This is a genomic window from Williamsia sp. MIQD14 (assembly GCF_051025635.1).
GTDB lineage: Bacteria > Actinomycetota > Actinomycetes > Mycobacteriales > Mycobacteriaceae > Williamsia_A.
Window position 1 is genome coordinate 255,089 of sequence record NZ_JBPFDG010000002.1, and the last position, 26,524, is coordinate 281,612.

Sequence of the window (26,524 nt, forward strand, 5' to 3'; positions counted from 1 at the left end):
CTTCGCCCGCTCGCTACGCTCCCGGCGCGAATTCCTCCAGCATCTCGGTGACGAGCGCCGCAATGGGCGACCGCTCGGAGCGGGTGAGGGTGATGTGCGCGAAGAGCGGATGCCCCTTGAGCTTCTCGATCACCGCGGCGACACCGTCGTGACGGCCGACCCGGAGATTGTCGCGCTGGGCGACGTCGTGGGTCAACACCACCCGCGAGCCGGATCCCAAGCGCGACAACACCGTCAGCAGGACGTTACGTTCCAGCGACTGCGCCTCGTCGACGATGACGAACGAGTCGTGCAGCGACCGGCCACGGATGTGGGTCAGCGGCAGCACCTCGAGCATCCCGCGGCTGAGGACCTCCTCGATGACCTCGGTCGAGGCCAACCCCTCGAGGGTGTCGAACACCGCCTGCGCCCACGGGCCCATCTTGTCGGCCTCGCTGCCGGGCAGGTAGCCCAGCTGCTGACCGCCGACGGCGTACAGCGGACGGAAGACGACGACCTTGCGGTGGGTGCGTCGCTCGAGCACCGCCTCGAGTCCCGCACACAGCGCGAGCGCCGACTTGCCGGTGCCCGCCTTCCCGCCGAGCGACACGATGCCCACGCTCTCGTCGAGCAGCAGATCGAGGGCGACGCGCTGTTCGGCCGAACGTCCCCGCAGTCCGAACGCCTCGCGCTCGCCGCGGACGAGCTGCACCTGCTTGTCGGCGTTCACCCGACCCAGTGCACTCGACGACCCGCCGAGGAGCCGAACACCGGTGTGGCACGGCATCTCCCGCGCGGCGTCGATGTCGGTGACACCTTCGGCGAAGAGCCTGTCGATGTCACTCGAGTCGACCTCCACCTCGGCCATCCCCGACCATCCCGAGACCACCACGTCCTGCGCGTGGTACTCGTCGGCGGCCAGACCGACGGCGCCGGCCTTCACCCGCAGCGGGGTGTCCTTGGAGACCAGCACCACGTCCTTGCCCTCGGCGCGCAGGTTCAGGGCGCAGGCCAGGATGCGTGAATCGTTGGAGTCGGTGCGGAACCCGGCGGGCAGCACGGCCGGATCGGTGTGATTGAGCTCGACCTGCACGGTGCCGTCGTCGTCACCGATCGGGACCGGCAGATCGAGCCTGCCGTGCTCCAGACGGAGATCGTCGAGCATCCGCAATGCCTCGCGCGCAAACCATCCCAGCTCGTGGTGATGACGTTTGCCCTCCAGCTCGCTGATCACCACCAACGGAAGGACGACGCGATGCTCGGCGAATCGCGTCACCGCCCACGGGTCGGACAGCAGCACAGAGGTGTCAAGGACATAGGTGCGTGTGGTCACGAAGGGCTCCTCGGCCGGCACGGCTCCCGCGCAAGCAGTTTCGACAGGACCGGGCCGGTACAGGGACCGGGGCCGGTCCCCTCGCGGTGTGTGACCAAACCACGAATAGAACCTCCCGGACGAACCACTTCCCCGCGGTCCGTCACTGCTGAACGTACGCCCGGCGCGGCCGAGTTTCGCGGCAGGCGAGACCGCGTGTTCGTGAACAACGCGTAACGCGCCACGGGTCGCCGTTCGGCCCGCGTTCACACCACGCAGAACGCGGGAGGCGATCTTCACGAACAGGTCATCGACGCGTCGCGTGCAGGTCGCGCCCGGTCCAGCGCAGCCTGGTCGGGTTGTACGCATGAGCAACCGTCTGTCCACATCGAGGCGCGACGCCTCGAACATCAGCGTCGGCGCCGACAAGACCCTGCACGCCGGATTGTCGCGACGTCGCTTCCTCACCTGGACCGGTGTCGCCGGCGCACTGGCCTTCACGCCCGGACTCGTCGCCGACGCCGCACCCATCGGCCTGTCCCCCGCACGCGGCGACCACCTGTTCACCCTGGGCGTGGCGTCGGGCGACCCACTCCCCGACGGCGTGGTGCTGTGGACACGACTCGCCGCCGATCCCGTGGCTCGCGGCGGCGGGATGGGCGCGCGGCCGGTGCTCGTGGAATGGGAACTCGCCGGCGACGAGGCCATGCGGTCGGTCGTGCGACGCGGCGTGGCACTGGCGACGGCGGCCGACGGGCACAGCGTGCACGTCGATGTCCGCGGCCTGGCCCCCGCCCGCGACTACTTCTACCGGTTCCGCGCCGACGGTCACGTCTCCGACGTCGGCCGCACCCGTACCGCTCCTGCGTCCGGATCACCGCTGGCGGCACTGACGTTCGCGTGGGCTTCTTGCCAGTCGTGGGGCGACGGGTACTTCAACGCGTTCGCCGACATGGCCTCCGCGGCACCCGACGTCGTCTTCCACCTCGGCGACTACGTGTACGAGAAGGGCATCGTCGGCAGCGGACGCCGCACCTCGGTGGCGCTGCCCGAATCGTGCGCCCGAGAGATGATGTCGCTCGACGACTACCGCGACCGGTACGCGCTGTACAAGCTCGATCCCCAACTGCAGCAAGCACATCGGGCCAGTCCGTTCATCACGGTCTTCGATGACCACGAGGTGGAGAACAACTGGGCGGGTCCGATCTCGGAGGACAACGCACCGATCCCCGAGTTCCTCCTCCGCCGTGCCGGCGCGATGAAGGCCTGGTGGGAGAACACGCCGGTGCGCGCCGCTCAGCGACCCCGCGGCGCCGATGTGCAGGCCTACCGACGTTTCGACTTCGGCGATCTCGCGAGGTTCAACGTCCTCGACACCCGGCAGTACCGCAGCGATCAGGTCAACGGCGACAACGACTCCCCGCAGGACGCACAGACCGCCGACCCACGCCGCACCATCACCGGTGCGCGGCAGGAGAAGTGGATCCTCGACGGTCTCGCGAACAGCGGACGCCGATGGAACGTGCTCTCCCACCAGACCACCATCGCCGACCTCGCACGGCAGGTCGACGGACGTCGCGTGGTGAGCATGGACGGCTGGAGTGGCTACGAGGCCTCGCGGGCCCGGATCCTCGACGGGGCACGACAGCGGGGCGTCGGCAACCTCGTGTCGATCGTCGGCGACATCCACCGCAACGTCGTCTCCGACCTGCGTTCGACCTACACGCGCGAATCCCCCACCGTGGGAATCGAACTGGCGGGAACGTCGATCGCGTCAGGTAAGGACGGCGCCGACAGCGACGCCTCCGACAAGTCGCTCAAGGCCGCGTCACCGCATGTGCGGTTCGGCAACGCCCAGCGAGGCTATGTCCTGAACCGGCTCACGCGGACGCGGTGGGAGGCGGAGTTCCGGGTCGCCGAGTCGATCGCCGATCCGCGGACCCCGCTGCATCGCCGGGCGACGGTGACCATCCCCGACGGCCGGGCGCGCGCCGATGTCTCGACCTAGTCGGAGGATCCGACGGCGCCTGCCTGCTCAGCTGTCCGCGCGGGCGAGGAGCTTCTGGCGGGCCGCCTCGGCCTCGTCGGAGAGTCCGTCGAGCGACCGCAGTCCGAGCTGCTCGACGAGGGTCTTCGCCACACCCACGAGGACCGACTCGTCGCCGTAGTCGGCGAGCAGCGCCTGCTCGGCCTCGAAGCCCGAGATGTCGGCACCGATCGGGACGGCGTTGTCGAGGGCCTTGGCGACCGCTGTGACGGTGGCGTCGGGCTGGGCGTTGAGGGTCGCGTTGAGGAACGCGGCGAACGTCGACGCCTGCACCTCGTCGTCCTTGGCCACGTTGCGCAGGATCCCGGCGAGGCTCTCGCTCTCGACCTTCTCGGCCAGACGGTTCGCGAACGCGACACTCTGGTTCTCGTGGACGGCCATCGTGGCGAGGACATAGGCCGGCGACATCGCGCGCGACTCGGGGTTCTGCTGGTAACCCTGCGTGACGTGCGACAGGCGCAGCGCCTCGACGCGCTCGGGATCGATCTGTCGGGTCACCACGAGGTGGTCACGCAGCGCGATGGAGTGCCGGTTGTCCTCGGCTGTCCACCGACCGACCAGCGCACGCCACTCCGAGAAGGGCGGGAAGTGGATCCCCAGCACCCGGTGGAACGACGGCAGGTTCTCCTTGGTCATGAGCAGCGCGAGCACCGCCGCACGGACCTCGTCGGACATCGTCGACTCGCCCGGCTCCCAGTCGTCGCCGCCGAGGAACGAGAAGTTGCGGCCCTCGTCCCACGGGACGAGATCGTGCGGGTTCCACGTGATCGCGTTGTTCTCGTGTTCCTCGGCGATCTCAGGCAGCGCCTTCTCGAGGACCATGATCAGTTCGTCGTCGGCGATTGAAGTCACGCTGGTCAGGATAGTGACTGCTCGTGCGGGAGGGAAACGAACCCCGTCCTCTAGACGCGCGCGGGGGTGCTGAGCATCCCCCAGTCCTCGAGTCCGTCGTACAGCGGGAAGTCCAGGGCCAGCTGCGACACCCGGCTGCGCAACGCGGTGACGTCGGCGTCGGTGCCCGCTGCGAGCGCGGTGCCGATGATGTCGGCGACCTCGGTGAACTGCTCGGTGCCGAACCCGCGGGTCGCGAGGGCCGGGGTGCCGATGCGCAGTCCCGACGTCACCATCGGCGGACGGGGGTCGAACGGCACGGCGTTGCGGTTGACGGTGATCCCGACCTGGTGCAGGAGGTCCTCGGCCTGCTGGCCGTCGAGTTCGCTGTTGCGCAGATCGGCGAGCACGAGGTGGACGTCGGTGCCGCCGGTGAGCACCGACACCCCCGCGCCCGCGACATCGGTGCCCGTGAGTCGGTCGGCGAGGATGCGTGCGCCCTCGAGGGTGCGGCGCTGACGCTCGGCGAACTCCTCGGTGGCGGCGATCTTGAAGGTGACGGCCTTGGCCGCGACCGCGTGCATGAGCGGACCGCCCTGCTGGCCGGGGAACACCGCGGAGTTGAGCTTCTTCGCCCATTCCTTCTTGGCCAGGATCAGACCCGAGCGCGGTCCGCCGAGGGTCTTGTGGACGGTGGTCGACACCACGTCGGCGTAGGGCACAGGCGACGGGTGCACACCGGCGGCGACGAGTCCGGCGAAGTGCGCCATGTCGACCCACAGCAGCGCGCCGACCTCGTCGGCGATCGACCGGAACGCCTCGAAGTCGAGGGTCCGCGGGTAGGCCGACCAGCCGGCGACGATGACCTTGGGCTTGTTCTCCACCGCGATCGACCGGACCTCGTCCATGTCGATGCGGAAGTCCTCCTTGCTCACGCCGTAGGTCGAGATGTCGTAGAGCTTGCCCGAGAAGTTCAGGCGCATCCCGTGGGTGAGGTGGCCGCCGTGGGCGAGGTCGAGACCGAGGAGCTTCTCGCCGGGCTCCATCAGCGCCATGAGCACCGCGGCGTTGGCCGAGGCACCCGAGTGCGGCTGGACGTTGGCGAACTCGGCGCCGAACAGCGTCTTCGCGCGGTCGCGGGCGATGTCCTCGACGACGTCGACGTACTCGCAGCCGCCGTAGTAGCGACGCCCCGGATATCCCTCGGCGTATTTGTTGGTCAGGACACTGCCCTGGGCCTGCAGCACCGCACGCGGCACGAAATTCTCCGACGCGATCATCTCGAGCGTGTCGCGTTGCCGACTGAGCTCACCGTTCATCGCCGCGGCGACGTCGGGGTCGAGTTCGGCCAGGGACGCGGAGGTCACATCGTGGGCGGTCATGGGCCCAGTCTATTGCGCCAATTCGGTCCGCAGGGCCGCCGGGGTCAGCGGCTCGTCGAGCAGACGGCCGAACCGGGCCGACCGTGCCGAGACCGATGTCGCACCCGGTCCGTCGTCGAGCCACTGCGCGAGCAGTCGGTAACCCTCGACATAGGTGCTGATGTAGGCCCGCCACAGCGGCGACGAGAGAAAACGCAGCATCTGACGCGCCCGTGCCGGCGAGGCGAGCAGCCACGTCTGCAGGTACTCCGCGACGGTGTCGCTGTCGCGACCGCGGTCGTGCAGCAGCAGTGCCGCATCCTGTCGGACGCCGAGGAGTCCACCGGTCGCCGAGGCGATGCGCTGCGCCCGTTCACCGTCGAACCGCAGTCCGAGGTCGGCGTAGATCTCCTGCGCCCACAGTCCCCAGTCGGGTCCGACGGTCGCGGTGAGTGCATGGTCCGCGAGCCCCTCGGCCATGAGGCACTGCGGGGTGTTGACCAGGAAGATGGTCTGCTCACGCTGACCCGACCCGACGAGGAGCTGCTCCTTGCGGCAGTGCTCGGTGTGGTGTCCCGGGTAGGCCTCGTGGGCGATGAGGTGCGGCAGTGACGCCATGTGCTGGGTGAGGTCGGAGTTGATGGCGACCCTCGACCGGTAGTCGCCGAGGTAGTAGTTGAAACCCGACCACGGCTTGTCGCCGACCACCTCGAACTCGACGACCTCGGAGTCGGGCAACGGGTGATCGACCCGGACCCGTTCTCGCAGAGCCGAACTGAACGCCGACACGCAGTCGTCGAGCCGGTCGGCGGGGATCTCGTCGGCGGAGCGGTGCTCGGCGTAACGCTCGGCGAGGTCGCCGCGTCCGGCCACCACCTCGTCGAGCGCCGCGTGGGCCGCCCGATAGGTGTCGGGGTCGCCCATCGCGATGTCGACGTCGAAGTACTGCGACACCTCCTCGACGAACCCGATCTCCTCACCGGCGAACCGTCGCGCCGAACACTCCATCGCCCGCAGATGCGCCGCGACGAACTCACGCCGGGCGGCGGGGAGATCCGAGGTCGCGAGGTCGGCCCGCAGACCCCGCACCCGACGTGCCAACTGTGCGGGGTCGGGGGCGGCATCGCGGTGCGACTCCGCCCGCAACCGTGGGTCACCGGTGTAGGCGTCGACGAAGCCCTCCTCGAGCCGGTCGAACGCCAGCCCGACCCGGAGGTAGTCGGTGATCAGGGCCTCGGAATCGCCTGCGTCATCCATGCGCGTGACGCTACCGGGCCACCCCGGGGTGTCGGTTCGTCGTCACGTTCGCGACACTTGACACCATGCCGCGCGCACTCGGGATCGAGCGACTCCCCTCCACGCCCCTTCGCCGGGCGACATCGCCGACCTCGGCGCGATGGGGGATGTGGGTCCGGCGGTCAGGGGTGGCGTGTCCCGCGTGACCGAACCCAGCCCGTACATCGAGCTGGACCGCGCCCAGTGGCGGCAGCTGCGTCAGTCGGTGCCGCTGGCGATGAACGAGGAGGAGCTGCGTGGTCACCGGGGTCTCGGTGAGCAGATCGACCTCTCCGAGGTCGCCGACGTCTACCTGCCCCTGTCGCGACTGATCCATCTCCAGGTCGCCGCACGGCAGCGACTGTTCGCCGCGACCTCGACCTTCCTCGGCGAGAGCCAGCCCGAGCGTCAGGTCCCGTTCGTCATCGGTGTCGCAGGTAGTGTGGCCGTGGGCAAGTCGACCACGGCCCGCGTGCTGCAGGCGCTGTTGTCGCGCTGGGACTCCCACCCTCGCGTCGACCTCGTGACCACCGACGGCTTCCTCTACCCCACCAAGGAGCTCGAACGCCGGGGCATCATGCACCGCAAGGGATTTCCCGAATCCTACGATCGGCGCGCGCTGCTGCGCTTCGTCACCGAGGTCAAATCCGGTGCCGCCGACGCCGCCGCACCGGTGTACTCCCACCTCACCTACGACATCGTGCGCGGCGAGCGACACCACGTGCGCCAGCCCGACATCCTCATCCTCGAGGGGCTCAACGTGCTGCAGACCGGGCAGCGGCTGATGGTGTCGGACCTGTTCGACTTCTCGGTCTACGTCGACGCCCGCATCGAGGACATCGAGGACTGGTACGTGCACCGTTTCCTCGCGATGCGGTCGACCGCGTTCGCCGATCCGAACTCCCACTTCCACGCCTACTCGTCGCTCTCCGACGCCGCGGCGACCCAGGCCGCGCACGACCTCTGGCACGGCATCAACCTGCCGAACCTCGTCCAGAACATCCTGCCGTCACGTCCACGCGCGACGCTGGTGCTGCGCAAGGACGCCGACCACTCGATCAACCGCGTCCGGTTGCGGAAGATCTGATCGCGGGTCGATCCGTCGCGTGCCGCGGTCAGCGGCCGAAGCGGCGACTGCGTGCGGCGTAATCACGCAGTGCGCGAAGGAAGTCCACGCGTCGGAACTCGGGCCAGTAGGCGTCGGTGAACCAGATCTCGGAGTATGCGCTCTGCCACAGCAGGAATCCCGAGAGACGTTGCTCGCCGGAGGTCCGGATCACGAGATCGGGATCGGCCTGCCCCTTTGTGTAGAGGTGCGCGTCGATCGCCTCGACGCTGACCGCCTCCACCAGGTCGTCCACACCGGCGCCGGCGTCGACCCGATCGGCGAGCAGGGAGCGGACCGCGTCGACGATCTCCTGACGGCCGCCGTACCCGACGGCGACGTTGACGTGCATGCCGGTGCGGTCGATGGTGCGTTCCTGCGCGGTCTTCAAACGGCGGGCCACCTGCTCGGGCAGTTGGTCGAGGGTGCCCACGATCCGGACGCGCCACTGCTCGTCGGGGGTGGCGATCTCCTCGACGATGTCGGGCACGATCTCCATCAACGCCTCGAGCTCGTCGGAGGCACGCTGGAGGTTCTCCGTCGAGAGCAGGTAGATGGTGACGGTCTCGATGGACAGCTCCGAGCACCAGCGGAGCATCTCCGCGATCTTCTGGGCGCCCATCCGATGACCGTGGCTGACGTCCTCGAAGCCCGCCTCGCGAGCCCACCGCCGGTTGCCGTCGCAGATGATCGCGATGTGGCGGGGCAGCCGCTCGGTGTCCATCAGCTGGACGAGGCGGCTCTCGTAGATCCGATACATCGGTCCGCGGGCACCGGACGGGATCAACCTCACGACAGCGGACCCACGGCGTCGGGGTCAACACGGGTCGCCTTCACGGAAGGGAAGACTACTCGCCCTTTCTGGGTGTCACCGGAACCACGAGGACGACAACCTACGCTACCGTAGGTTCCACGTCGTACGATCACCCCGACGGAAGGCGGCACGCATGGTGACCGAGCAGTTCTCGACTGATCGACCCCCGGCCGGACGCGTCCCCGGACACGACCCGACGAGTGTGCACGCACGCGACATGGCCGAGTTGACGGTGCTCGCCGACCTGCGCCCGCGGATGCGGGGATGGATCCACCTCTACTCGGGGTTCGTCGCCATCGTGACCGGCGCGACGCTCGTCTCGGTGTCGTGGGCGCTGGTCGGACCGGTCGCCGCCGCGGCGTGCGGTCTCTATGCACTCACCGTGTGCGGTGTCTTCGGCGTGAGCGCCACCTACCACCGCGTGAACTGGTCGACCGCGCGTGCCCGCATCTGGATGAAGCGCGCCGACCACTCGATGATCTTCATCTTCATCGCAGGCAGTTACACCCCGTTCTGTGTGCTCGGCCTGCCGTCGCCGACGAAATGGATCGTGCTGGCCGTCGTGTGGTCGGGCGCCGCGGCCGGCGTGACGCTGAAGATGCTGTGGCCGCGTGCACCACGGTGGGTCGGGGTGCCGCTCTATCTGCTGCTGGGGTGGACCATCGTCGCCGTACTCCCCCAGCTGCTCGACCGCACCGGGGTCGCGGTGGTCGTCCTGCTCGCGGTCGGGGGTTTCTTCTACAGCGTCGGCGCCGTCCTCTATGCGATCCGGTGGCCCGACCCGTGGCCGTCGACCTTCGGCCACCACGAGTTCTTCCACGCCGCGACCGTCATCGCCGCGCTCGTGCACTACATCGCCGTGTGGCTCGTGGTGTTCACCGTCGGCTGAGCTCGCACAGCCTCGGCCGTCCGATGCCGCGAGCACGTCATCGGCGGTCCGTCAGCGCCGGCGTTCGTCGGCGCCTGCCGGGTAACGGCTGGTCACGGCGATCCGGTTCCACGCGTTGATCATGATCACGGTCGCGAGGAGTTGACCGATGCCGTACTCGTCGAAATGCTCTGCGACACGGTCGTGGACGGCGTCGGACACGCCGTGGTCGCCGAGGCGGGTGACGGCCTCGGTGAACTCGAGCACTGCCTGTTCCCTGTCGGAGAAGAACGCGGGCGCCTCGCGCCACACGGCGACCATGTGCAGCTTCAGGTCGGACATGCCCATCGCCGTCGCGTCGCGGACATGCATGTGGAGGCAGTATGCGCAGCCGTTGATCTGCGAGGCTCGGATCTTGATCAGCTCGGCCAGTTCCGCGTCGACATCGGCCGCCGCGGCCATCTGCAGCGCGACGAGGGCCTTGTAGACCCCCGGGTTGTTCGAAGGGACGGTCAGTCGCTGCGCGGGTACGGGATGTGTCGTGGTGGTCATGTGAGCGACGCTATGCCCTCGATTGGCCCGCGGTAGAGTCCAATTCCATGTCGGATTCGTGGGCCGATCTGGCGGGGCGGCTGGGAGCCGACCTGCTGCTCCATGTCGAGTCGGCGCCGGGAACGCGCGGACGACGAACCGCTCTCGCATCAGCACTGCGCTCGGCGATCACCGACGGTCGCCTCGCGCCGGGCAGCGCTCTCCCGCCCTATCGCTCACTGGCCGCGGATCTGCACATGGCCCGGGGCACCGTTGCCGGCGTCTACCAGGAGCTCATCGCCGAGGGCTGGCTGGTCGCGCGCGTCGGGTCGGGCACGCGCGTCGCCGACCTCGACCATGTCGCCCGAAGCCCCCGCCCGCGGCCAGATCCCCCGCCGGTTCCGGCCCACGATTTCTGCCTGGGCCAACCCCAACCCGCGTTCTTCCCGCGGGCGGAGTGGATTCGGAGCACCCGGCGCGCCCTCGAATCGGCGCCGCACTCGGCCTTCGGCATCGGCGACCCGCAGGGCCACCTCGCGACGCGGCGGGCGTTGGCGGGATACCTCGGACGCGTGCGCGGTGTGCGTACCGACGAACACCACATCGTCCTGACCACGTCGGTGTCGCAGTCGTTGGAACTGCTCTCGCGCACCGTCTTCGGCGACATCGTAGCCGTCGAGAGCCATGGCCTGCCGTTCCACCGCGAGGTGATCGAACGCGGCGGCACCAGGACGACGCCGATCGCGATCGACGCCGGCGGACTCGATGTCGCCGGACTCTGCCGGTCAACGGCGACCGGGGTCGTGGTGACCCCGAGCCACCAGTACCCGACCGGTCACGCACTCGATCCGCGTCGTCGGGCGCGACTCGTCGACTGGGCGCGCGATTGCGGCGGTGTCATCGTCGAGGACGACTACGACGGCGAGCTGCGGTACGACCGCGAGCCGGTCGGCGCGATGCAGGGCCTCGCCCCCGACGACGTCATCTACCTCGGCTCCGCCGGGAAGGCGTTGTCCCCGGCGGTACGCATCGGGTGGATGGTGGTCCCGGACCGGTTGCTCGCCGAGGTGGTGCGCGGCAAAGGACCTCGTGAGGCGACGGCCAGCGTCGTCGATCAGATGGTGTTCGCCGACATGATCGAGTCGGGTGCACACGACCGACATGTGCGTCGGAGTCGGTCGCGGTACCGAGCGCGCCGTGACGCGCTCACCACCGCGATGCAGGCCCGCGGCGTGGAGGTGTCGGGGGTGTCGGCCGGGTTGCACGCGGTTCTGACCGTGTCACCGGCGACCGAGGCGAGAGTCGTCCAACTGGCCGAGGAACGGGGGTTCGTCCTCGCCGGACTGGACGGGTTCCGCCACCCCGACGCCTCCCCACTCGCGGCCGGAGGGATAGTGGTCGGCTTCGCAACGCCCCCGGAGCACCGGTTTCATGCCGACATCGCCGCACTCGCCGACCTGGTGGCCACCGCCGCGGCGAGCGACTCGATCACGTCGACCGTGGTGCCGAAGTCCATGCACTTGTCGGTCACCGACTGTCCGAAGACGAGCGGCTCTCCCGGTGTCCGGTTGTCCAGCGATTGTGCGCCGGCGACCAGGAAGCTCTCGAGCATGACGCCCGAGACCTCGTGTGCACCCTGGGCGATCGTCGCCGCGACCTCGGTGCCCACCTCGGCCTGTCGGCGGTGGTCCTTGCCCGAGTTGGCATGTGAGCAATCGATCATCAGGCGGGGGGCGTTGCCGGCGGCCGACAACACCGCCGCGGCCGCGCGCACCGAGTCGATGTCGTGGTTCGTCCCCGACCGTCCACCACGCAGGATGACGTGACAATCGGCGTTGCCCGCGGTCTCGACCACCGCGGCCTGCCCCCGGTCGTCGACGCCGAAGAAGACGTGCTGCGCGGCAGCGGCATTGACGCCGTCGACCGCGGCCTGCACGTCGCCGTCGGTCCCGTTCTTGAACCCGATGGGCATCGACAGACCCGACGAGAGCTGGCGGTGCACCTGCGACTCGGTGGTGCGTGCGCCGATGGCGCCCCACGACACCGCGTCGGCGATGTACTGAGGACTGGTGGGTTCGAGGAACTCGCATCCCACCGGCAGGCCGAGGTCGATGACGTCGAGAAGCAACGCCCGCGCGGTGCGGAGTCCGCGCTCGATGTCGAAGCTGCCGTCCATGGCGGGGTCGTTGATGAGTCCCTTCCACCCGACCGTGGTGCGTGGCTTCTCGAAGTAGACCCGCATCACGATCTTCAGGCGTGCGGCGTGGGTCTCGGCCACGACGGCCAGGCGACGGGCGTAGTCGAGCGCGGCCACCGGGTCGTGGACCGAGCACGGTCCCACGACCACGAGCAGACGGTCGTCGATGCCGGCGAGGATGTCGGCGATCTCGGCCCGGTCGGCGGCGACCTGTCGTGCGCGGCGATCCGTGAGGGGGAGTTCGGCCAGCAGAGTGTGCGGCGACGGGATCGGCCGGAAGGCGCGGATCCGCCTGTCCGACGTCGACTCGGCGGCCATCTCGGTGAGTTCGGTGGTCATGGTGTGCCTCTCATCTCCTACGGCACACGTTGCGATCCTGCTCCGGCGCCGCCAAACAAAAAAGCAGCGACCGTGGCGGTCACTGCTCGGGGCTCCGGGGTGGGGGTTCGGTGGCTACGTCAGGCGACGCGTTCCATCGACGGCTCCACCCGGAGCCTCGATAAAACGCCAGCGATAGGCGCAGCCGGTGGTGATCACACGACCGAAGGTACACGAGCCCGACGTCACCACGACAAATCGGGCTTGTTGTGTTTTCTCACAGACCTGTTCGAAAGGGTGCGTTCTGTGAAGTTCGTGAGCCTAACGTCCCTTTTCGAGTGATCGACGTCACGATCGCCCATTCGACACCCTTACCTGGAGGACACACACCCATGAGGTTCAACACCACCGTTCGCTCGCGCTCCCTCGCCACCGTCGCCGCCACGGTCGCCGTCGTCGGCGCGACGATCGGAGCCGGTGTGGCCGGTGCCGCGACGATCTCGCCCGCGAACACCGCCTTCACCGCCCCGGGCACGATCTCGGTCACCTCGGACGCATCGTTCGGCGTGCCCGTCAACTGCAACATCACCCTCACCGGCTCGGTGAACGCTGACGGCAGTGCCGCGTCGATCACCGGCGCCAAGGTCAGCGGCAGCAACTTCCTGTGTGGCGTGCCCGTGATCAAGGGCCTCCCGTGGACCCTCACACCCACCAGCGCCACCACCGGCCAGGTCTCGGGCGTGGCGTTCTCGGTGCTGAGCAGCAACTGCGGACCGGCCACCCTCGCGGGCTCGTTCGACAACATGACCAACACCCTGACCTCGACCAACCAGTCGCTGTCGGGCAACTGCACGATCAACAACCTGACCGTGAAGCCCAACCCGGCCTTCACCCTGTCCTGATCGATCGGGTCCGACCCATCCGGCCCCGTGCGTGGTCGCGACTAGTTGTCGCGGCCTCGCGCGGGGTCGGTGTCGTTCCCGACGCTGCCGGGATCGGTCCCGTCGTCCGCGGCCTGATCGGGCTGGGGTTCGTCGCGGGAGAAACTGGTCGGCAGCTTGCGCAACCGCTTGTTCATCGAACGGATGAGGAACACGGTCCCCACCAGCAGCAGCAACACGAGGAGCAGGCCCAGCGGCGACGCCTTACCGAACTCCGGACCGTCGGCGTCGCGCGCCAGCACGGTGGTGACGTGCGCGCCGGCGAGGACGAGAGTGCCGGTCACGACTGATCCGCGGCGGTGTCGAGTCCCGCGAACAGGTCGGTCTCGGGGATGGCCGTCGTCACGCGGGTCTTCGCGAGCTCGAACTCCTCGGTGGGCCACAGCCGCTGCTGCCACTCCATCGGCACGGCGAAGAACACCCCGTTCGGGTCGATCTGTGTCGCGTGCGCCCGCAACGCCTCGTCCCGCGCGGTGAAGAAGTCGCCGCAGGTGATCTGCGTCGTGACCCGTCCCATGAGGTCGCCGCGACTCGGATCCCAGTTCGCGAGCCACTCCTTGTAGGGGTTGTCCTGACCGTGCTTGTCGAACTCGTCGGAGAAGCGGATCATCCGGTCGCGGATGAACCCGTGCGTGTAGTAGATCTTCGACACCGTCCACGGCTCACCCGCGTCGGGGAAGCGCTCGGGATCGCCCGCCGCCTCGTACGCGGCCATCGAGACCTCGTGGCATCGGATGTGATCGGGATGCGGATACCCGCCACGCTCGTCGTAGGTGATCATCACGTGCGGCCGGAAGTCACGAACGACCCGCACCAGTGCCTCGGTCGACTCCTCGAGCGGGACGAGCGCGAAACAGCCCTCCGGCAGAGGTGGCAACGGATCACCCTCGGGCAGACCGGAATCGATGTATCCCAGCCATGTCTGTTCGACCCCGAGTGCCGCGGCTGCCTTGGCCATCTCCTCTTTGCGAACCTCGGGCATGCGTTCCTTGATCCCCGGCAGATCCATCGCCGGGTTCAGGATGTCGCCACGTTCGCCGCCGGTCAGGGTCACCACCAGGACGTCGTGGCCCTGCGAGGCGTACTTGGCCATGGTCGCCGCACCCTTGCTCGACTCGTCGTCGGGGTGCGCGTGCACCGCCATCAACCGAAGGCCACTCACTGCACTCGTCCTCGCTTCTTTCGACACCGCTCGTCTTCGCCCACCGCTCGACGGCCCGGGCACGGGGCCCCACCGTCGCTCGTCTGCAGCGATTCTCCCACCGGGAGCTCCCTGCTGCCCGCGCGCCCCTGATCGCGTCACAGCTGCCGAACCGGAGCGCCTGCGCACTCATGGTAGGTATGGACCATGACCACCGGCCTCACACCGCCCCCCGGCCGGTATCCCACCGATCGTCCGGTGAGCACCCGTCGCCGGTGGCTGATCATCCTGTCGATCGTGGTGGTGGCCGCGGGCCTCACCGTCGCCTTCGTCGGATACAAGAAGTTCGCCGACCCGCCCGTGTCGGGCGAGGCGACCGGTTACGACATCGTCGACGCGACCACGATCGACGTCCAGTTCACCGTCACCCGCAGCAACCCCCGTGAACCGGTCGCCTGCGTGGTGCGGGCCCGCGCGCGCGACGGATCCGAGGTCGGGCGCCGCGAGGTCCTCGTCGCACCGGGCGATGCACAGCAGACCGGTGTGGTGTCACGGGTCCGTACCTCGGTCGCGCCCGCCATCGGCGAGGTGTTCGGCTGCTCGCAGACCGTCCCCGCCTACCTGCGACCCCCCACCGACTGACTCCTCTCACGCGTTCGGACCACATCAGGTAACAGCTTGATATCAGTCGTTTCACCGCGCTAACGAAGTGCGACGGTACTGCGAGATACCAGACGTCACGTCCCGGTAGAGAGCAGAGATCACGATGAGATCCCATCACACCACCTCCCGCGCGATGGCTCTCGTCGGCCTCTGCGCGCTGACCGTCGTCGCCGTGGCCGCCTGCGGCACCGACGACGTGTCGTTCGGACCCACGCGCGAGGCCTCGGCGACCGTCGTCGCCACCGAGGGCAGTCCGTCCGACGTCGCGCCGGTCACCACCCCGCTCCCCTCGACCACGACCGTCACCGCCGTGGTGCCCGCCGCCGGCGGCGGCTCCGGCGGGTCGGGGTCCGGTGGATCGGACGACGCCACCGGATGCGCCCCGAACATCGGGACCGCTGCTGCGGCCGCGCGAGACGCCGCGCGCATTCCGCCACCCCAGCCCCAGGGCCGATGGCACGCCTACAACGCAGGCGGAACCTGGTGTCCCGGTCTGAGCTGGATCGAACTCGACAACGGGTCTGTCGGCGGTCCGATCCGGCCTCACCAACTGCTGATCTATCACGCTGGTCGTTTCCAGGGCACCGGGATCAGATGCGAAGCGCGATACGGGCAGTACGTCCTCGCGACCACCCCGGACGCCATCACCGTCCGGTACACCTACCTCGACCTGGGAAACCCTGAGCAGCAGCACTCGCAGGGCGGGGTCGGCAAAACCGATGTCACGTTCCGCTGGAACGGTTCTCGCATCGTGATGGACGGCACCCTCCCGTACGCCTTCACCGAAGGACGGTGCTGACCCCGTGACCCACATCTGCCGGCAAGCCCGAACCCACCCGACACGAGAGACGACCATGACCATCGTGACACGCACCGCGACAGCCGTTCTCGGCGTCTGCGCCCTCGCCTCGCTCGCCGCCTGTGGCTCCGACGACGCGACCACCGCCACCCCGTCCACCGTGACGGTCACCGCATCCTCGCCGGACACGAGCACGTCGGTGGAGGCACCGGAGACCGACGTCGCCGACACCGCCCAGGCGGGCGCCGGCCCGGGTTCGGAAGGCGGCGGGGCGGTCGCGCCGGCCGCCACATCCACGCGGGCGTGCGGGCCCGTCGACGGCAACTCCGCACAGATCGATGCGGCGATCGCGAAGATCGCGCCACCCCTGCCCGGGGTCTCGTGGGTGCCGACCCGCGCGAACTTCAACTCCTGCAACTCCCTGTCCTATGTCGTCCTCGACACCGACCGGGGTACGGGGTCGTCGCCGGACCAGCTGCTGCTCTTCGGCCCCGAGGGCCGTTTCGTGGGCACGGGCATCAAGTGCAACGTCGCGTTCCAGGACGTGACCGGATCGGGGCCCGACTTCGTCAACGTGACCTATCGATATCTCCGCAACGAGAACGAGTCGAACGCCGGTGCCAGTGGGCGGGCGTACGTGACCTTCCGCTGGAACGGTTCGCGAGTGGTGATGGAGGGAACACTCCCCTACGAGGTGACCCGCGGCGAGTGTTGAGCCCGACGGCGAGGGCGCATACTTGGCCACCATGACCACCGCCAAGTCTGGGCGGCCGGTTTCGCACCCTGATCCCGATCAGCGGGCCTCACGCCCGGCGACACCGGCCTTCGCCTCGCTCACCAGTCCCTACTTCCCGATCCTCGTCGCGCTGTTCGTCGGCGTGATGATCATCAGCAACATCACCGGCACCAAGGGCGTGCTGCTGTTCCCGTCGCTGAGCTTCGATCTCGGCCCCCTCTCGGTACACGGCCTTGTCACCGACGGCGCCTTCTACCTCTTCCCCCTCGCCTACGTCCTCGGTGACGTCATCAGCGAGGTCTACGGCTTCCGCGCCATGCGCCGTGTCATCTACAGCGGGTTCGGTGTGCTCCTGCTCGCCTCGGCATGCTTCTGGCTCACCATCCACCTGCCCGCCGCCGACTTCTACGACGGGCAGCAGGCCTTCGAGACCGTGGCGGGCGTCGTCCCCCAGTTCCTCCTCGCCGGCCTCTCGGGATACCTCGTCGGCGAGTTCCTGAACTCCTACGTGATGGTGAAGATGAAGGAGCGCAGTGGCGAGCGTCGTCTGTGGGCGCGACTCATCAGCTCCACCATCGTCGGCGAGTTCTTCGACACCCTCGTGTTCTGCTCGATCGCGGCGTCGGCTCTGGGCATCTCCACCTGGCAGGACTTCGTCAACTACACCGTCATCGGGTTCGTGTGGAAGACGCTCGTGGAGATCGTCGTCATGCCGATCACCTACGCCGTCGTGGGCCGGTTGAAGAAGGCCGAACCGAGCTATCAGGAGGCGCTCACGCGCATCGACTCCGCAGGCTGAGCAGCGTCGGTGTGGGCTCTCACCGGGGCAGACCTGGTAACATCGAACGACGCACGGCCCCACCGCGGGGCCGTGTTGCTGCATTTTGCAGGTGCCTGCAGGAGTTGGGCACACCGCGCGGCCCGATTCGCGGGCGGAGAAGATTCGACAGGAGTGACTTCCATGACCGACACACAGGTGACCTGGCTGACCCAGGAGTCCCATGATCGGCTCAAGAACGAACTCGATGGCCTGATCGCCAATCGACCCGTCATCGCCGCGGAGATCAACGAGCGCCGCGAAGAGGGCGACCTCAAGGAGAACGGCGGCTACCACGCCGCCCGCGAGGAGCAGGGCCAGCAGGAGGCCCGCATCCGTCAGCTCCAGGAGTTGCTGAACAACGCCAAGGTCGGCGAGACACCCACCAAGTCGGGCGTCGCGCTGCCGGGCTCCGTCGTGAAGGTCTACTACGACGGCGACGAGTCCGACACCGAGACCTTCCTCATCGCCACCCGCGAAGAGGGCGCGGGCGACTCGTCGCTCGAGGTGTACTCCCCGGTGTCGCCGCTCGGTGGTGCACTCATCGACGCCGAGGTCGGCGAGACCCGCGAGTATTCGGTGCCCAGCGGCGCCGTGGTGAAGGTGACGCTCGTCAGCGCGGAGCCCTACCACTCCTGACCCCGACCGACCCGACAGCCCGCGTCCGTCCGGACGCGGGCTGTCGTCGTTCGTCGGGCCGCTCTGCAGGTGTCCGGCATCGGATTGCCGTCGTCCTGACAGCGCGCGGGCAGTGTCCGCACAGACTCGTGCGGTGTCGTGGGATGCGTGACGACAACCCCCACGAGAGGAACGCCTTCATGACGTCTGCACGAACCTCGGTCCCCGGCCCGCTCGACGTGATCGTCGTCGCCGTGGCCGATCGCACCGGCGCCGATCTGGCGCGCGACCTGATCGGCGCAGGCCATCACGTCGCGGTCGCCGGCCCGCGGATCACCCGACTCGTCGACCTGGTGGCGGGGACCTCCGCCCCGGCGATGGTCGTCGATCTCGACGACCCGACGATGGTGGGCGACATGATCGCCCGCGTCGGGCGTCGCCTCGGCCCGGTGACGCTGGTCGCCGACCCGGGCGGGGCCATCACCGTCGGACCGTGGCGCATCGACGACGTGGTGACGACCCGCGGGGAGTCCGCGCAGGCGGCGTGAGACCACATCGTTGCCGAGTCCTCATGGCGGCAACAGAGTTTCCTCACACTCCCCCGGTGTGCTGGAGACATGACCACCACAGTGCTCCTCCTCGTCCCCACCGATGCGACACCCGACCACCTCGCGGTCGACCTCGCCCAGCTGATGCTCCGCCGCGGATGCCGCGTGGTGGTGATCGGGACCGATGTCGCGGTGCTCCTCGACGCGGTGCGCGGATACGGGGCCGCCCGCGCGGCGGCCGTCGTCGGCGATCATCGCGACCCCGCCGCCCGCACCGCACTCGTGACCACGGCGCAGGCGTGCTTCGGCTCCGTCGATCTGGTCGTCGACCCGATGGGCGAGGCGCACGACGACACGGCCCCGCAGGTCGCCGCCCTCGCGGCCTGATCGGTCCGGCGTCGATCAGACCCCGGTGATCACCCGAGGTAGCCCGCGGTGCGCAACGCCGCCCGCACCGCGGTCTGGTGATCGGGGCCGCGCGTCTCGAGGCTGACCGTCACCTGCACCTCCCCGAGCCGCAGTTCGCCCGCGACACGGGAGTGGATGACGTCGACGACACTGGCCCCGGAATCGCGCAGGGTGTCGAGGAGCATGGCGAGGCCACCAGGCCGGTCGGGCACCGTCACCGCGACCGTCAGGTAGCGCCCCGCCGCCTGCAGCCCGTGCGTCGTGAGATGCGACAGCAACAGCGGGTCGACATTGCCTCCGGAGAGCACCGCGCACACCGGTCCCGGCAACCGCAGCGCACCGGGCTCCATCAGCGCGGCGACCGCCACCGCACCACCGGGTTCGACCAGCAACTTCGCCCGCTCGAGCATCAACAACACCGCGCGGCTGATGAGATCCTCACCGACGGTGACCACCTCGTCGACCAGCTCGTCGACATGGGCGAACGTCACCGCGCCGGGCATCGCCACCGCGATGCCGTCGGCCATCGTGTTCATCTCGGCCACGCGGGTGGGTGCGCCCGCCGCGATCGATCCCGGCCAGGCCGCGGCGGCCGCCGCCTGCACGCCCACGACACGGGTCTGCGGCCGGACGGCCTTGATCGCGGCCGCCACCCCGGCGAGCAGTCCCCCACCACCCAACGGCACCACCACGGTGCCGACGTCGGGCATCTGCCCCATGATCTCCACGCCGACCGTCGCCTGCCCCGCGACGATGTCGGCGTGGTCGAACGGATGGATCAGGACCGCGCCGGTCTCGTCGGCGAACGCTTGCGCGGCAACGAGACTCTCGTCGATGATCTCGCCCTCGAGCACCACCTCGGCCCCGTAGGCGCGGGTCGCGGTCACCTTCGGCAGCGACGCCCCCGTCGGCATGTACACCCGCGACGTGATGCCCAGCGTCGTCGCCGACCACGCCACCCCCTGCGCATGGTTGCCCGCACTCGCGGCCACGACACCCCGCGCACGCTCGGCATCGGTGAGCCCGGCGATCCGTCGATAGGCACCCCGCGGCTTGAACGACCCTGTGCGCTGCAGGTTCTCGCACTTGAGCCACACATCCGCGCCACACATGTCCGACAGGGCGCGCGACGCCACCACCGGCGTCCGACGCATCACCGGCGCCAACATCGCTACCGCCTCGTCGATCTGCGCAGAGCTGATCACCATGGATCCGACGGTAGACCGCCGACGCTGCGCGCGTGGCTCAGCTCAGGGCGTTCTCCACGTCGCCGAGCAGATCAGCGATGTCCTCGATGCCCACCGACAGGCGGACCAGATTGGCCGGGACCTCGAGCAGCGAGCCCTCGGTCGAGGCGTGCGTCATGGCCGCGGGGTGCTCGATGAGCGACTCGATACCGCCCAGCGACTCCGCGAGGGTGAACACCTCGGTGCGGGCGCAGAACTCCTGTGCCGCCGGGGCACCACCGGCGACCAGCACCGAGATCATGCCGCCGAAACGCCTCATCTGTCGGGCCGCCACAGCGTGGTTCGGGTGCGACTCGAGCCCCGGGTAGAGCACCTTCTCGATCTTGGGATGCGACTGCAGGTACTCGACGATCTTCTCGGCGTTGTCGCTGTGGCGATCCATCCGCACCGCGAGCGTCTTGATGCCACGCATCGTCAGGTAGGCGTCGAACGGTCCGGGAACCGCACCGGCGCCGTTCTGCAGGAACGCCAGATCGGTGTCGAGCTGCTCGTCATCGGTCACCAGCGCGCCACCGACGACGTCGGAGTGCCCGCCCAGGTACTTCGTGGTCGAGTGCAGCACGACGTCGGCGCCGAGGTGCAGGGGCTGCTGGAGGTAGGGCGAGGCGAAGGTGTTGTCGACGACGAGTTTCGCACCGGCCTCGTGTGCGACACCCGAGAGCGCCCCGATGTCACCGATGTTGAGCAGGGGGTTGGTGGGCGTCTCGACCCAGACCAGCTTGGTCGCCGGGGTGATGGCCGCGCGCACCGCGTCGATGTCGGAGACCGGCGCGACCGAGTAGGTGATGCCCCACTGGGTGAACACCTTGTCGATCAGCCGGAACGTTCCGCCGTAGGCGTCGTTCGGGATGACGAGGTGGTCTCCGGGACGCAGGGTGGCGCGCAGCAGCGCGTCGGTCGCCGCCATGCCGGAGGCGAAACCCCGTCCGTACGAACCACCCTCGATGGCCGCGAGGTTGCCCTCGAGTGCCTGGCGGGTCGGGTTGCCGGTGCGGGCGTACTCGAATCCGCCCCGCATCCCGCCGACGCCGTCCTGGGCGAAGGTGGAGCTGGCGTAGATCGGCGGGTTGACCGCACCGGTCAGCGGATCAGGTTCGTAGCCCGCGTGGATGGCCTTGGTCCCGAAACCCTGCCAGCGGCTCGCGTCGACCCGGCTGCGCTGTTCACTCATGACGATGCTCCGATCCGAGGTGAGGAGCTGACGAAGGCCAGCAGGTCGTGACGGGTGATGACGCCGATCGGCTTGCCGTCCTCGACGACCATCAGCGCGTCGGATTCACCGAGCGCCTTGGTCGCCGCCGACACCGGTTCACCGGCGCCGATCAGCGGGAACGGCTCGCCCATGTGCGCCGACACCGGGTCGGCAAGGCTCGCGCGACCCTCGAACACCGCGCTCAACAGTTCGCGTTCGGTGACCGCACCGGCGACCTCGCCGGCCATGATCGGCGGCTCGGCACCGACGACGGGCATCTGCGACACCTCGAACTCGCGGAGGATCTCGATCGCGTCGCGCAGGGTCTCGGCGGGGTGGGTGTGCACGAAGTCGGGCAGGGCGCCGGACTTGCCGCGCAGGACGTCCCCGACCGACGGGTCGCCCTTGTCCTTGCCGTCGAGCGGGGTACGGAGGAACCCGTAGCTGCTCATCCACCGGTCGTTGAAGATCTTGGCCATGTAGCCGCGGCCGCCGTCGGGCAACAGCACCACGACGATCGCGTCGGGCCCCTCGCGCTCGGCCACCTTCAGCGCCGCGACCATCGCCATGCCGCAGGACCCGCCGACGAGCAGTCCCTCCTCGCGGGCGAGACGGCGCGTCATGTCGAACGAGTCGGCATCGGAGACGGCGATGATCTCGTCGGGGATCGACGGGTCATAGGCGCTGGGCCAGAAGTCCTCGCCGACACCCTCGACGAGGTAGGGGCGGCCGGTGCCGCCGGAGTAGACCGAACCCTCGGGGTCGGCGCCGATGATCTTCACGCGACCGTCGGACATCTCCTTGAGGTAGCGACCGGTGCCGGTGATGGTGCCGCCGGTGCCGACGCCCGCGACGAAGTGGGTGATCTTGCCCTCGGTGTCGGCCCAGATCTCGGGTCCGGTGGTCTCGTAGTGGCTCTGCGGGCCGGCGGGGTTGGAGTACTGGTTCGGCTTCCACGCACCGTCGATCTCGCGGACCAGCCGGTCGGAGACGCTGTAGTAGCTGTCGGGGTTGTCGGGGGCGACCGCGGTCGGGCACACGACGACCTCGGCGCCGTAGGCCTTGAGCACGTTGCGCTTGTCCTCACCGACCTTGTCGGGGCACACGAACACGCAGTGGTAGCCGCGCTGTTGGGCGACGAGGGCGAGTCCGACGCCGGTGTTGCCCGACGTGGGCTCGACGATGGTGCCGCCGGGCTTGAGCTCACCGGAGGCCTCGGCGGCGTCGACCATCTTGACCGCGATGCGGTCCTTGGACGACCCACCGGGGTTGAGGTACTCGACCTTGGCCGCGACCAGCCCCGATCCGGGGCTGACGACCGAGTTCACCTTGACCAGCGGGGTGCCGCCGACCAGGTCGACGACGTGATTGGCGATGCGCATGCATCCATCGTTCCAGACCCGCGCGCGAGGCGTCGCAGCCGATGCCCTCCACCCGGCGAGCCCACGCCCTCCGCACCGATTCGAGCGGTCGCGACCGATACGCTGGACGCGTGCCAGCAACCCGGCGGCGAGTGGTCCGCGATGTCACCGCGACGGTGGCCGCGACCGCGGGCAGCGCCGGCGCCGGGTGGGCGGTGTACTCGTTCCTCACCGGCCAGGCCCGCACCGCGCGTGAGGTGATCCCCCACCGCACCGACAACGCGCCGAACGGCGACGGCCTCTACCTCCCCGACGGATCCGGCCCCGAACGCATCACCCCGCGCAGCGAGTTCGACCTGCACCTGATGGTGTTCGGCGACTCGACCGCCGCCGGCCTCGGCGCCGACGTCGCCGACGAGACACCCGGGGTGGCGCTGACGCGGATGCTGTGTCGCGAGAGCGGCCTGCGCGTCCGGTTGAGCACGAAGGCCATCGTCGGTGCGACGTCGCGCGGACTGTCGGGACAGGTCGACGCCATGCTCATCGCCGGCGCCCCACCCGACGTCGCGGTGATCCTCGTCGGCGCCAACGACATCACCGCCCGCAACCGTCCCGGTCCCGCCGCAAAACGGCTCGGCTCGGCGGTGCGACGGCTGCGGGAGGTGGACGCGCACGTCATCGTGGGCACGTGTCCCGACCTCGGTGCCGTCACCGCGATCCCGCAGCCCCTGCGATCGGTGCTGCGCCAGTGGGGTTTCCGGCTCGCCGCCGCGCAGGAACACGAGGTGCGCGCCGCCGGCGGACGCCCGGTACCGCTGGCCGACCTGCTGGCCAAGGAGTTCCTCGCCGCCCCCGAGCGCATGTTCTCCGCCGACAACTACCACCCGTCGGCCGCCGGGTACCTGCTCGCGGCGCAGACCATGCTCCCCGAGGTGCTCGCGGCGATCGGCGAATGGGGCGCGGGACCGTTGCCCGATCCACCCGAGGTCTCGGAGTTCGCGGAGAACAACCGACTGGTCGTCCGCGTCCGCAGACGCCTGGGTTGGCCGGTGAGGCTGCGCCGTCGTCGCGCCGAGGTCGCGTTGGCCGAGCGCTAGGTCGGTCGCCCGGGCCCGATGGCGTAACGTCCGGTTCGCCCACGCATCACCCACGACTCCCGAGGAGCCTCGTCATGCCCGAAGCCGTCATCGTCTCCACTGCGCGCTCGCCCATCGGCCGGGCCGGCAAGGGCTCGCTGAAGGATCTCCGTCCCGACGAGCTGGCCCGCCAGATGGTGCAGGTCGCCCTCGACAAGGTGCCCGCACTCGATCGCGCCGACATCGAGGACATCCACCTCGGCATCGGTCAGCCCGGCGGACAGGGCGGCTTCAACATCGCCCGGGTCGTCGCCGTGGAACTCGGCCTCGACCACGTCCCCGGCGTGACGGTCAACCGCTACTGCTCGTCGTCGCTGCAGACCACTCGCATGGCTCTGCACGCCATCAAGGCCGGCGAGGGTGACGTGTTCATCTCCGGCGGCGTGGAGAGCGTGTCGAGTTTCGCCGTGGGCAGCGCCGACGGCTGGCCCGACAGCAAGAACCCGCTGTTCGACGAGGCCATGGCCCGTACCGACAAGGCCGCGCAGGGCGGCGCCCCCGCGTGGACCGATCCGCGTGGGTCGGGCCTCATCCCCGACGTCTACATCCCGATGGGTCAGACCGCCGAGAACGTGGCGTCGATGACCGGCATCTCGCGTGAGGACCAGGACCGCTGGGGTGTGCTGAGCCAGAACCGTGCCGAGGAGGCCATCAAGTCCGGCTTCTTCGAGCGCGAGATCGATCCGGTCACCCTGCCCGACGGCACCGTCGTCTCCACTGACGACGGCCCGCGCGCGGGCACCACCTACGAGAAGGTGTCGCAGCTCAAGCCGGTCTTCCGCCCCGACGGCACCATCACCGCCGGCAACGCGTGCCCGCTCAACGACGGCGCCGCGGCGCTGGTCATCATGAGCGACACGAAGGCCAAGGAACTCGGCCTCACCCCGTTGGCCCGCGTCGTCGCGACCGCGGCGACCGGACTGTCGCCGGAGATCATGGGCCTCGGCCCTATCGACGCGATCCGCAAGGTGCTCAAGAACACCGGGATGTCGATCTCCGACATCGACCTCGTCGAGATCAACGAGGCCTTCGCGGTCCAGGTGCTCGGTTCGGCCGCCGAACTCGGCATCGACCACGACAAGCTGAACGTCTCCGGCGGCGCGATCGCGCTGGGGCACCCGTTCGGTATGACCGGTGCGCGGATCACCACCACGCTGCTCAACAACCTCACCACCCACGACAAGACGTTCGGCATCGAGTCGATGTGCGTCGGTGGTGGCCAGGGCATGGCGATGGTGCTCGAGCGTCTGAGCTGAGACCACCCCGCAACGCGAAGAACCCCGCACCCCTTCGAGGAGGTGCGGGGTTCTTCGTCGTCAGGTGACTAGTCGGAGTTGAAGTAGCTGAGCAGTCGCAGGATCTCGACGTACAGCCACACCAGGGTGACGGTCAGTCCGAGGGCGATGCCCCAGGCCGCCTTCTCCGGTGCGCCGGCGCGGATGAGGCGGTCGGCCGAGTCGAAGTCGACGAGGAAGCTGAACGCCGCCAGGCCGATGCAGACCAGCGAGAAGATGATGGCCAGCGGGCCACCGTCGTAGAGGCCCAGGCCCGAGCCGCCGTTGAAGAAGCCGACGACCAGGTTGCCGAGGATGAGGACGATGACGCCCATCATCGCGGCGAACAGCATGCGGGTGAAGCGCGGGGTGACGCGGATGGCGCCCGTCTTGTAGACGACGAGCATGCCCGCGAACACACCGAACGTGCCCAGCACGGCCTGCCCGATGAGCACGCCGGCGGAGATGCCGCTGACCGCGTAGTTCGCGAACACGAACGAGATCGCGCCGACGAACAGACCCTCGAGCACCGCGTAGGACAGGACGATCGCCGGGTTGTCCTGCTTGCGACCGAACGTCGCGACCAGGACGAGCGCGAGGCCGCCCAGCGCACCGATCAGCAGCAACGGCATCGCCAGGCCCTCGTTCTGGTGCACGAGGAAGTAGGAGATGATCGCCGACACGATGAGCACGCCGAGGGTGCTGGCGGTCTTGGTGACGACGTCGTCGATGGTCAGTGAGCGGGAGCCGACCGGCTGCCCGGGGCGGGCGTAGGGATCGACCTGCTGGGGCTGTCCGGTCTGGCCGAACATGGCGCCCTGGCCGGCGCCGGCCATCCCGGTACCGAACCCGGCATAGCCACCCGCCTTCTGGTTGTCGCGGAGGACACCCCGCATCACCGGATTGCTACTTTCTCGCACCGTCTGGTCCCTTCGATTCGTCTGTGACATGTCGCCCGTGACCGTCTGGTCGAGCGACTCACCCGTTCAACGACCGAGGTCGTCG

Annotated in this window: 26 protein-coding genes and 1 pseudogene; 14 read left to right on the plus strand and 13 right to left on the minus strand. The window is 69.0% G+C overall.

Annotated features, from left to right (window positions below):
- Nucleotides 1-13 precede the first annotated feature (13 nt).
- On the minus strand, nucleotides 14-1,312 hold the full coding sequence (locus tag ACQ7HM_RS08695) for a PhoH family protein (protein WP_434215869.1): 1,299 nt from the start codon (nucleotides 1,310-1,312) through the stop codon (nucleotides 14-16).
- A 346-nt stretch (nucleotides 1,313-1,658) separates the two neighbouring features.
- Between ACQ7HM_RS08695 and ACQ7HM_RS08700 the strand changes: the two genes are divergently transcribed.
- Nucleotides 1,659-3,299 carry an alkaline phosphatase D family protein gene (locus ACQ7HM_RS08700; protein WP_434215870.1) on the plus strand — a complete coding sequence of 547 codons (1,641 nt, stop codon included), beginning with the start codon at nucleotides 1,659-1,661 and terminating at the stop codon, nucleotides 3,297-3,299.
- A 27-nt stretch (nucleotides 3,300-3,326) separates the two neighbouring features.
- Here the strand turns inward: ACQ7HM_RS08700 and ACQ7HM_RS08705 are convergent, their stop codons facing one another.
- Genes ACQ7HM_RS08705 through ACQ7HM_RS08715 form a run of 3 tightly spaced genes read right to left on the minus strand, consistent with a single transcriptional unit; the run spans nucleotide 3,327 to nucleotide 6,787 of the window.
- Entirely contained in the window at nucleotides 3,327-4,190 is an 864-nt protein-coding gene (locus ACQ7HM_RS08705; protein ID WP_434215871.1) for an acyl-ACP desaturase, read from the minus strand.
- A 50-nt stretch (nucleotides 4,191-4,240) separates the two neighbouring features.
- Nucleotides 4,241-5,551, minus strand: coding sequence for a serine hydroxymethyltransferase (glyA, locus tag ACQ7HM_RS08710; protein WP_434215872.1), 1,311 nt, complete (start codon nucleotides 5,549-5,551; stop codon nucleotides 4,241-4,243).
- A gap of 9 nt (nucleotides 5,552-5,560) precedes the next feature.
- A complete protein-coding gene (locus tag ACQ7HM_RS08715; RefSeq protein ID WP_434215873.1) occupies nucleotides 5,561-6,787 on the minus strand; it encodes a DUF885 domain-containing protein in 1,227 nt (408 codons plus the stop codon).
- A gap of 172 nt (nucleotides 6,788-6,959) precedes the next feature.
- Between ACQ7HM_RS08715 and coaA the strand changes: the two genes are divergently transcribed.
- The gene (gene coaA, locus ACQ7HM_RS08720) at nucleotides 6,960-7,892 is read left to right on the plus strand and encodes a type I pantothenate kinase (protein WP_434215874.1); all 933 of its coding nucleotides are present in this window, start codon (nucleotides 6,960-6,962) and stop codon (nucleotides 7,890-7,892) included.
- A gap of 28 nt (nucleotides 7,893-7,920) precedes the next feature.
- Here the strand turns inward: coaA and ACQ7HM_RS08725 are convergent, their stop codons facing one another.
- Entirely contained in the window at nucleotides 7,921-8,670 is a 750-nt protein-coding gene (locus ACQ7HM_RS08725) for an isoprenyl transferase (protein ID WP_434216388.1), read from the minus strand.
- Between the two features lie 187 nt (nucleotides 8,671-8,857).
- On the opposite strand from ACQ7HM_RS08725, the gene trhA reads away from it, so the two are divergent.
- Entirely contained in the window at nucleotides 8,858-9,613 is a 756-nt protein-coding gene (trhA, locus tag ACQ7HM_RS08730; RefSeq protein WP_434215875.1) for a PAQR family membrane homeostasis protein TrhA, read from the plus strand.
- Nucleotides 9,614-9,664: 51 nt separating this feature from the next.
- Here trhA and ACQ7HM_RS08735 read toward each other — a convergent pair whose 3' ends face one another.
- Nucleotides 9,665-10,144, minus strand: a complete 480-nt coding sequence (locus tag ACQ7HM_RS08735) for a carboxymuconolactone decarboxylase family protein (RefSeq protein WP_434215876.1) — start codon at nucleotides 10,142-10,144, stop codon at nucleotides 9,665-9,667.
- Nucleotides 10,145-10,191: 47 nt separating this feature from the next.
- Here ACQ7HM_RS08735 and ACQ7HM_RS08740 point away from each other — a divergent pair.
- A pseudogene (locus ACQ7HM_RS08740) lies at nucleotides 10,192-11,391 on the plus strand (PLP-dependent aminotransferase family protein); the annotation flags it as partial.
- Nucleotides 11,392-11,552: 161 nt separating this feature from the next.
- On the opposite strand, the gene ACQ7HM_RS08745 reads toward ACQ7HM_RS08740, so the two are convergent.
- Complete coding sequence (locus ACQ7HM_RS08745; protein ID WP_434215877.1) at nucleotides 11,553-12,659, minus strand: 3-deoxy-7-phosphoheptulonate synthase; 1,107 nt, start codon at nucleotides 12,657-12,659, stop codon at nucleotides 11,553-11,555.
- 371 nt (nucleotides 12,660-13,030) lie between these two features.
- Between ACQ7HM_RS08745 and praA the strand changes: the two genes are divergently transcribed.
- The gene (praA, locus tag ACQ7HM_RS08750; RefSeq protein WP_434215878.1) at nucleotides 13,031-13,540 is read left to right on the plus strand and encodes an alkane oxidation protein activator PraA; all 510 of its coding nucleotides are present in this window, start codon (nucleotides 13,031-13,033) and stop codon (nucleotides 13,538-13,540) included.
- Between the two features lie 41 nt (nucleotides 13,541-13,581).
- Here the strand turns inward: praA and ACQ7HM_RS08755 are convergent, their stop codons facing one another.
- Together ACQ7HM_RS08755 and mca are read right to left on the minus strand one after the other, a co-directional pair.
- Complete coding sequence (locus ACQ7HM_RS08755) at nucleotides 13,582-13,863, minus strand: hypothetical protein (RefSeq protein ID WP_434215879.1); 282 nt, start codon at nucleotides 13,861-13,863, stop codon at nucleotides 13,582-13,584.
- Nucleotides 13,860-14,723: a mycothiol conjugate amidase Mca gene (mca, locus tag ACQ7HM_RS08760; RefSeq protein ID WP_434216389.1), complete on the minus strand. Its 864-nt coding sequence runs from the start codon at nucleotides 14,721-14,723 to the stop codon at nucleotides 13,860-13,862. The genes ACQ7HM_RS08755 and mca overlap by 4 nt, the downstream gene beginning before the upstream one ends.
- 204 nt (nucleotides 14,724-14,927) lie before the next feature.
- Here mca and ACQ7HM_RS08765 point away from each other — a divergent pair, with 204 nt between their 5' ends.
- The 7 genes from ACQ7HM_RS08765 (at nucleotide 14,928) to ACQ7HM_RS08795 (ending at nucleotide 19,288) form a co-directional block, all read left to right on the plus strand.
- The gene (locus tag ACQ7HM_RS08765) at nucleotides 14,928-15,362 is read left to right on the plus strand and encodes a DUF4307 domain-containing protein (protein WP_434215880.1); all 435 of its coding nucleotides are present in this window, start codon (nucleotides 14,928-14,930) and stop codon (nucleotides 15,360-15,362) included.
- Between the two features lie 124 nt (nucleotides 15,363-15,486).
- Complete coding sequence (locus tag ACQ7HM_RS08770; RefSeq protein ID WP_434215881.1) at nucleotides 15,487-16,182, plus strand: LppP/LprE family lipoprotein; 696 nt, start codon at nucleotides 15,487-15,489, stop codon at nucleotides 16,180-16,182.
- A gap of 55 nt (nucleotides 16,183-16,237) precedes the next feature.
- Nucleotides 16,238-16,897, plus strand: coding sequence for an LppP/LprE family lipoprotein (locus tag ACQ7HM_RS08775; RefSeq protein ID WP_434215882.1), 660 nt, complete (start codon nucleotides 16,238-16,240; stop codon nucleotides 16,895-16,897).
- Between the two features lie 31 nt (nucleotides 16,898-16,928).
- Nucleotides 16,929-17,717 (plus strand): queuosine precursor transporter, encoded by a 789-nt coding sequence (locus ACQ7HM_RS08780; protein WP_434215883.1) that lies wholly within the window; start codon nucleotides 16,929-16,931, stop codon nucleotides 17,715-17,717.
- A gap of 162 nt (nucleotides 17,718-17,879) precedes the next feature.
- Complete coding sequence (gene greA / locus ACQ7HM_RS08785) at nucleotides 17,880-18,374, plus strand: transcription elongation factor GreA (RefSeq protein WP_045822040.1); 495 nt, start codon at nucleotides 17,880-17,882, stop codon at nucleotides 18,372-18,374.
- Nucleotides 18,375-18,553: 179 nt separating this feature from the next.
- Nucleotides 18,554-18,901, plus strand: coding sequence for a hypothetical protein (locus ACQ7HM_RS08790; RefSeq protein ID WP_434215884.1), 348 nt, complete (start codon nucleotides 18,554-18,556; stop codon nucleotides 18,899-18,901).
- Between the two features lie 69 nt (nucleotides 18,902-18,970).
- Complete coding sequence (locus ACQ7HM_RS08795; RefSeq protein ID WP_434215885.1) at nucleotides 18,971-19,288, plus strand: hypothetical protein; 318 nt, start codon at nucleotides 18,971-18,973, stop codon at nucleotides 19,286-19,288.
- Between the two features lie 29 nt (nucleotides 19,289-19,317).
- Here ACQ7HM_RS08795 and ilvA read toward each other — a convergent pair whose 3' ends face one another.
- The 3 genes from ilvA to ACQ7HM_RS08810 are packed head-to-tail and all read right to left on the minus strand — an operon-like array spanning nucleotide 19,318 to nucleotide 23,130.
- The gene (ilvA, locus tag ACQ7HM_RS08800) at nucleotides 19,318-20,517 is read right to left on the minus strand and encodes a threonine ammonia-lyase (protein WP_434215886.1); all 1,200 of its coding nucleotides are present in this window, start codon (nucleotides 20,515-20,517) and stop codon (nucleotides 19,318-19,320) included.
- Nucleotides 20,518-20,554: 37 nt separating this feature from the next.
- Nucleotides 20,555-21,727: a cystathionine gamma-synthase gene (locus tag ACQ7HM_RS08805; protein ID WP_434215887.1), complete on the minus strand. Its 1,173-nt coding sequence runs from the start codon at nucleotides 21,725-21,727 to the stop codon at nucleotides 20,555-20,557.
- Complete coding sequence (locus ACQ7HM_RS08810) at nucleotides 21,724-23,130, minus strand: cystathionine beta-synthase (protein WP_434215888.1); 1,407 nt, start codon at nucleotides 23,128-23,130, stop codon at nucleotides 21,724-21,726. Before ACQ7HM_RS08810 ends, ACQ7HM_RS08805 begins: the two co-directional genes overlap by 4 nt.
- Before the next feature lie 110 nt (nucleotides 23,131-23,240).
- Between ACQ7HM_RS08810 and ACQ7HM_RS08815 the strand changes: the two genes are divergently transcribed.
- Both ACQ7HM_RS08815 and ACQ7HM_RS08820 read left to right on the plus strand, forming a co-directional pair.
- A complete protein-coding gene (locus ACQ7HM_RS08815) occupies nucleotides 23,241-24,206 on the plus strand; it encodes an SGNH/GDSL hydrolase family protein (protein ID WP_434215889.1) in 966 nt (321 codons plus the stop codon).
- Between the two features lie 74 nt (nucleotides 24,207-24,280).
- Complete coding sequence (locus ACQ7HM_RS08820; protein WP_434215890.1) at nucleotides 24,281-25,501, plus strand: acetyl-CoA C-acetyltransferase; 1,221 nt, start codon at nucleotides 24,281-24,283, stop codon at nucleotides 25,499-25,501.
- A 68-nt stretch (nucleotides 25,502-25,569) separates the two neighbouring features.
- Here ACQ7HM_RS08820 and ACQ7HM_RS08825 read toward each other — a convergent pair whose 3' ends face one another.
- The gene (locus ACQ7HM_RS08825) at nucleotides 25,570-26,439 is read right to left on the minus strand and encodes a Bax inhibitor-1/YccA family protein (protein WP_434215891.1); all 870 of its coding nucleotides are present in this window, start codon (nucleotides 26,437-26,439) and stop codon (nucleotides 25,570-25,572) included.
- Between the last annotated feature and the right edge of the window lie 85 nt (nucleotides 26,440-26,524).

Excerpts from the sequence above, each read along its gene's own strand:
- ACQ7HM_RS08700 (WP_434215870.1), top strand. The coding sequence starts at position 1,659 with ATGAGCAACCGTCTGTCCACATCGAGGCGCGACGCCTCGAACATCAGC.
- glyA (WP_434215872.1), bottom strand. The coding sequence starts at position 5,551 with ATGACCGCCCACGATGTGACCTCCGCGTCCCTGGCCGAACTCGACCCC.
- ACQ7HM_RS08715 (WP_434215873.1), bottom strand. The coding sequence starts at position 6,787 with ATGGATGACGCAGGCGATTCCGAGGCCCTGATCACCGACTACCTCCGG.
- ACQ7HM_RS08725 (WP_434216388.1), bottom strand. The coding sequence starts at position 8,670 with ATGTATCGGATCTACGAGAGCCGCCTCGTCCAGCTGATGGACACCGAG.
- trhA (WP_434215875.1), top strand. The coding sequence starts at position 8,858 with ATGGTGACCGAGCAGTTCTCGACTGATCGACCCCCGGCCGGACGCGTC.
- ACQ7HM_RS08735 (WP_434215876.1), bottom strand. The coding sequence starts at position 10,144 with ATGACCACCACGACACATCCCGTACCCGCGCAGCGACTGACCGTCCCT.
- ACQ7HM_RS08745 (WP_434215877.1), bottom strand. The coding sequence starts at position 12,659 with ATGACCACCGAACTCACCGAGATGGCCGCCGAGTCGACGTCGGACAGG.
- praA (WP_434215878.1), top strand. The coding sequence starts at position 13,031 with ATGAGGTTCAACACCACCGTTCGCTCGCGCTCCCTCGCCACCGTCGCC.
- mca (WP_434216389.1), bottom strand. The coding sequence starts at position 14,723 with ATGGCGGTGCACGCGCACCCCGACGACGAGTCGAGCAAGGGTGCGGCG.
- ACQ7HM_RS08765 (WP_434215880.1), top strand. The coding sequence starts at position 14,928 with ATGACCACCGGCCTCACACCGCCCCCCGGCCGGTATCCCACCGATCGT.
- ACQ7HM_RS08770 (WP_434215881.1), top strand. The coding sequence starts at position 15,487 with ATGAGATCCCATCACACCACCTCCCGCGCGATGGCTCTCGTCGGCCTC.
- ACQ7HM_RS08775 (WP_434215882.1), top strand. The coding sequence starts at position 16,238 with ATGACCATCGTGACACGCACCGCGACAGCCGTTCTCGGCGTCTGCGCC.
- ACQ7HM_RS08780 (WP_434215883.1), top strand. The coding sequence starts at position 16,929 with ATGACCACCGCCAAGTCTGGGCGGCCGGTTTCGCACCCTGATCCCGAT.
- greA (WP_045822040.1), top strand. The coding sequence starts at position 17,880 with ATGACCGACACACAGGTGACCTGGCTGACCCAGGAGTCCCATGATCGG.
- ACQ7HM_RS08790 (WP_434215884.1), top strand. The coding sequence starts at position 18,554 with ATGACGTCTGCACGAACCTCGGTCCCCGGCCCGCTCGACGTGATCGTC.
- ACQ7HM_RS08795 (WP_434215885.1), top strand. The coding sequence starts at position 18,971 with ATGACCACCACAGTGCTCCTCCTCGTCCCCACCGATGCGACACCCGAC.
- ilvA (WP_434215886.1), bottom strand. The coding sequence starts at position 20,517 with ATGGTGATCAGCTCTGCGCAGATCGACGAGGCGGTAGCGATGTTGGCG.
- ACQ7HM_RS08805 (WP_434215887.1), bottom strand. The coding sequence starts at position 21,727 with ATGAGTGAACAGCGCAGCCGGGTCGACGCGAGCCGCTGGCAGGGTTTC.
- ACQ7HM_RS08810 (WP_434215888.1), bottom strand. The coding sequence starts at position 23,130 with ATGCGCATCGCCAATCACGTCGTCGACCTGGTCGGCGGCACCCCGCTG.
- ACQ7HM_RS08820 (WP_434215890.1), top strand. The coding sequence starts at position 24,281 with ATGCCCGAAGCCGTCATCGTCTCCACTGCGCGCTCGCCCATCGGCCGG.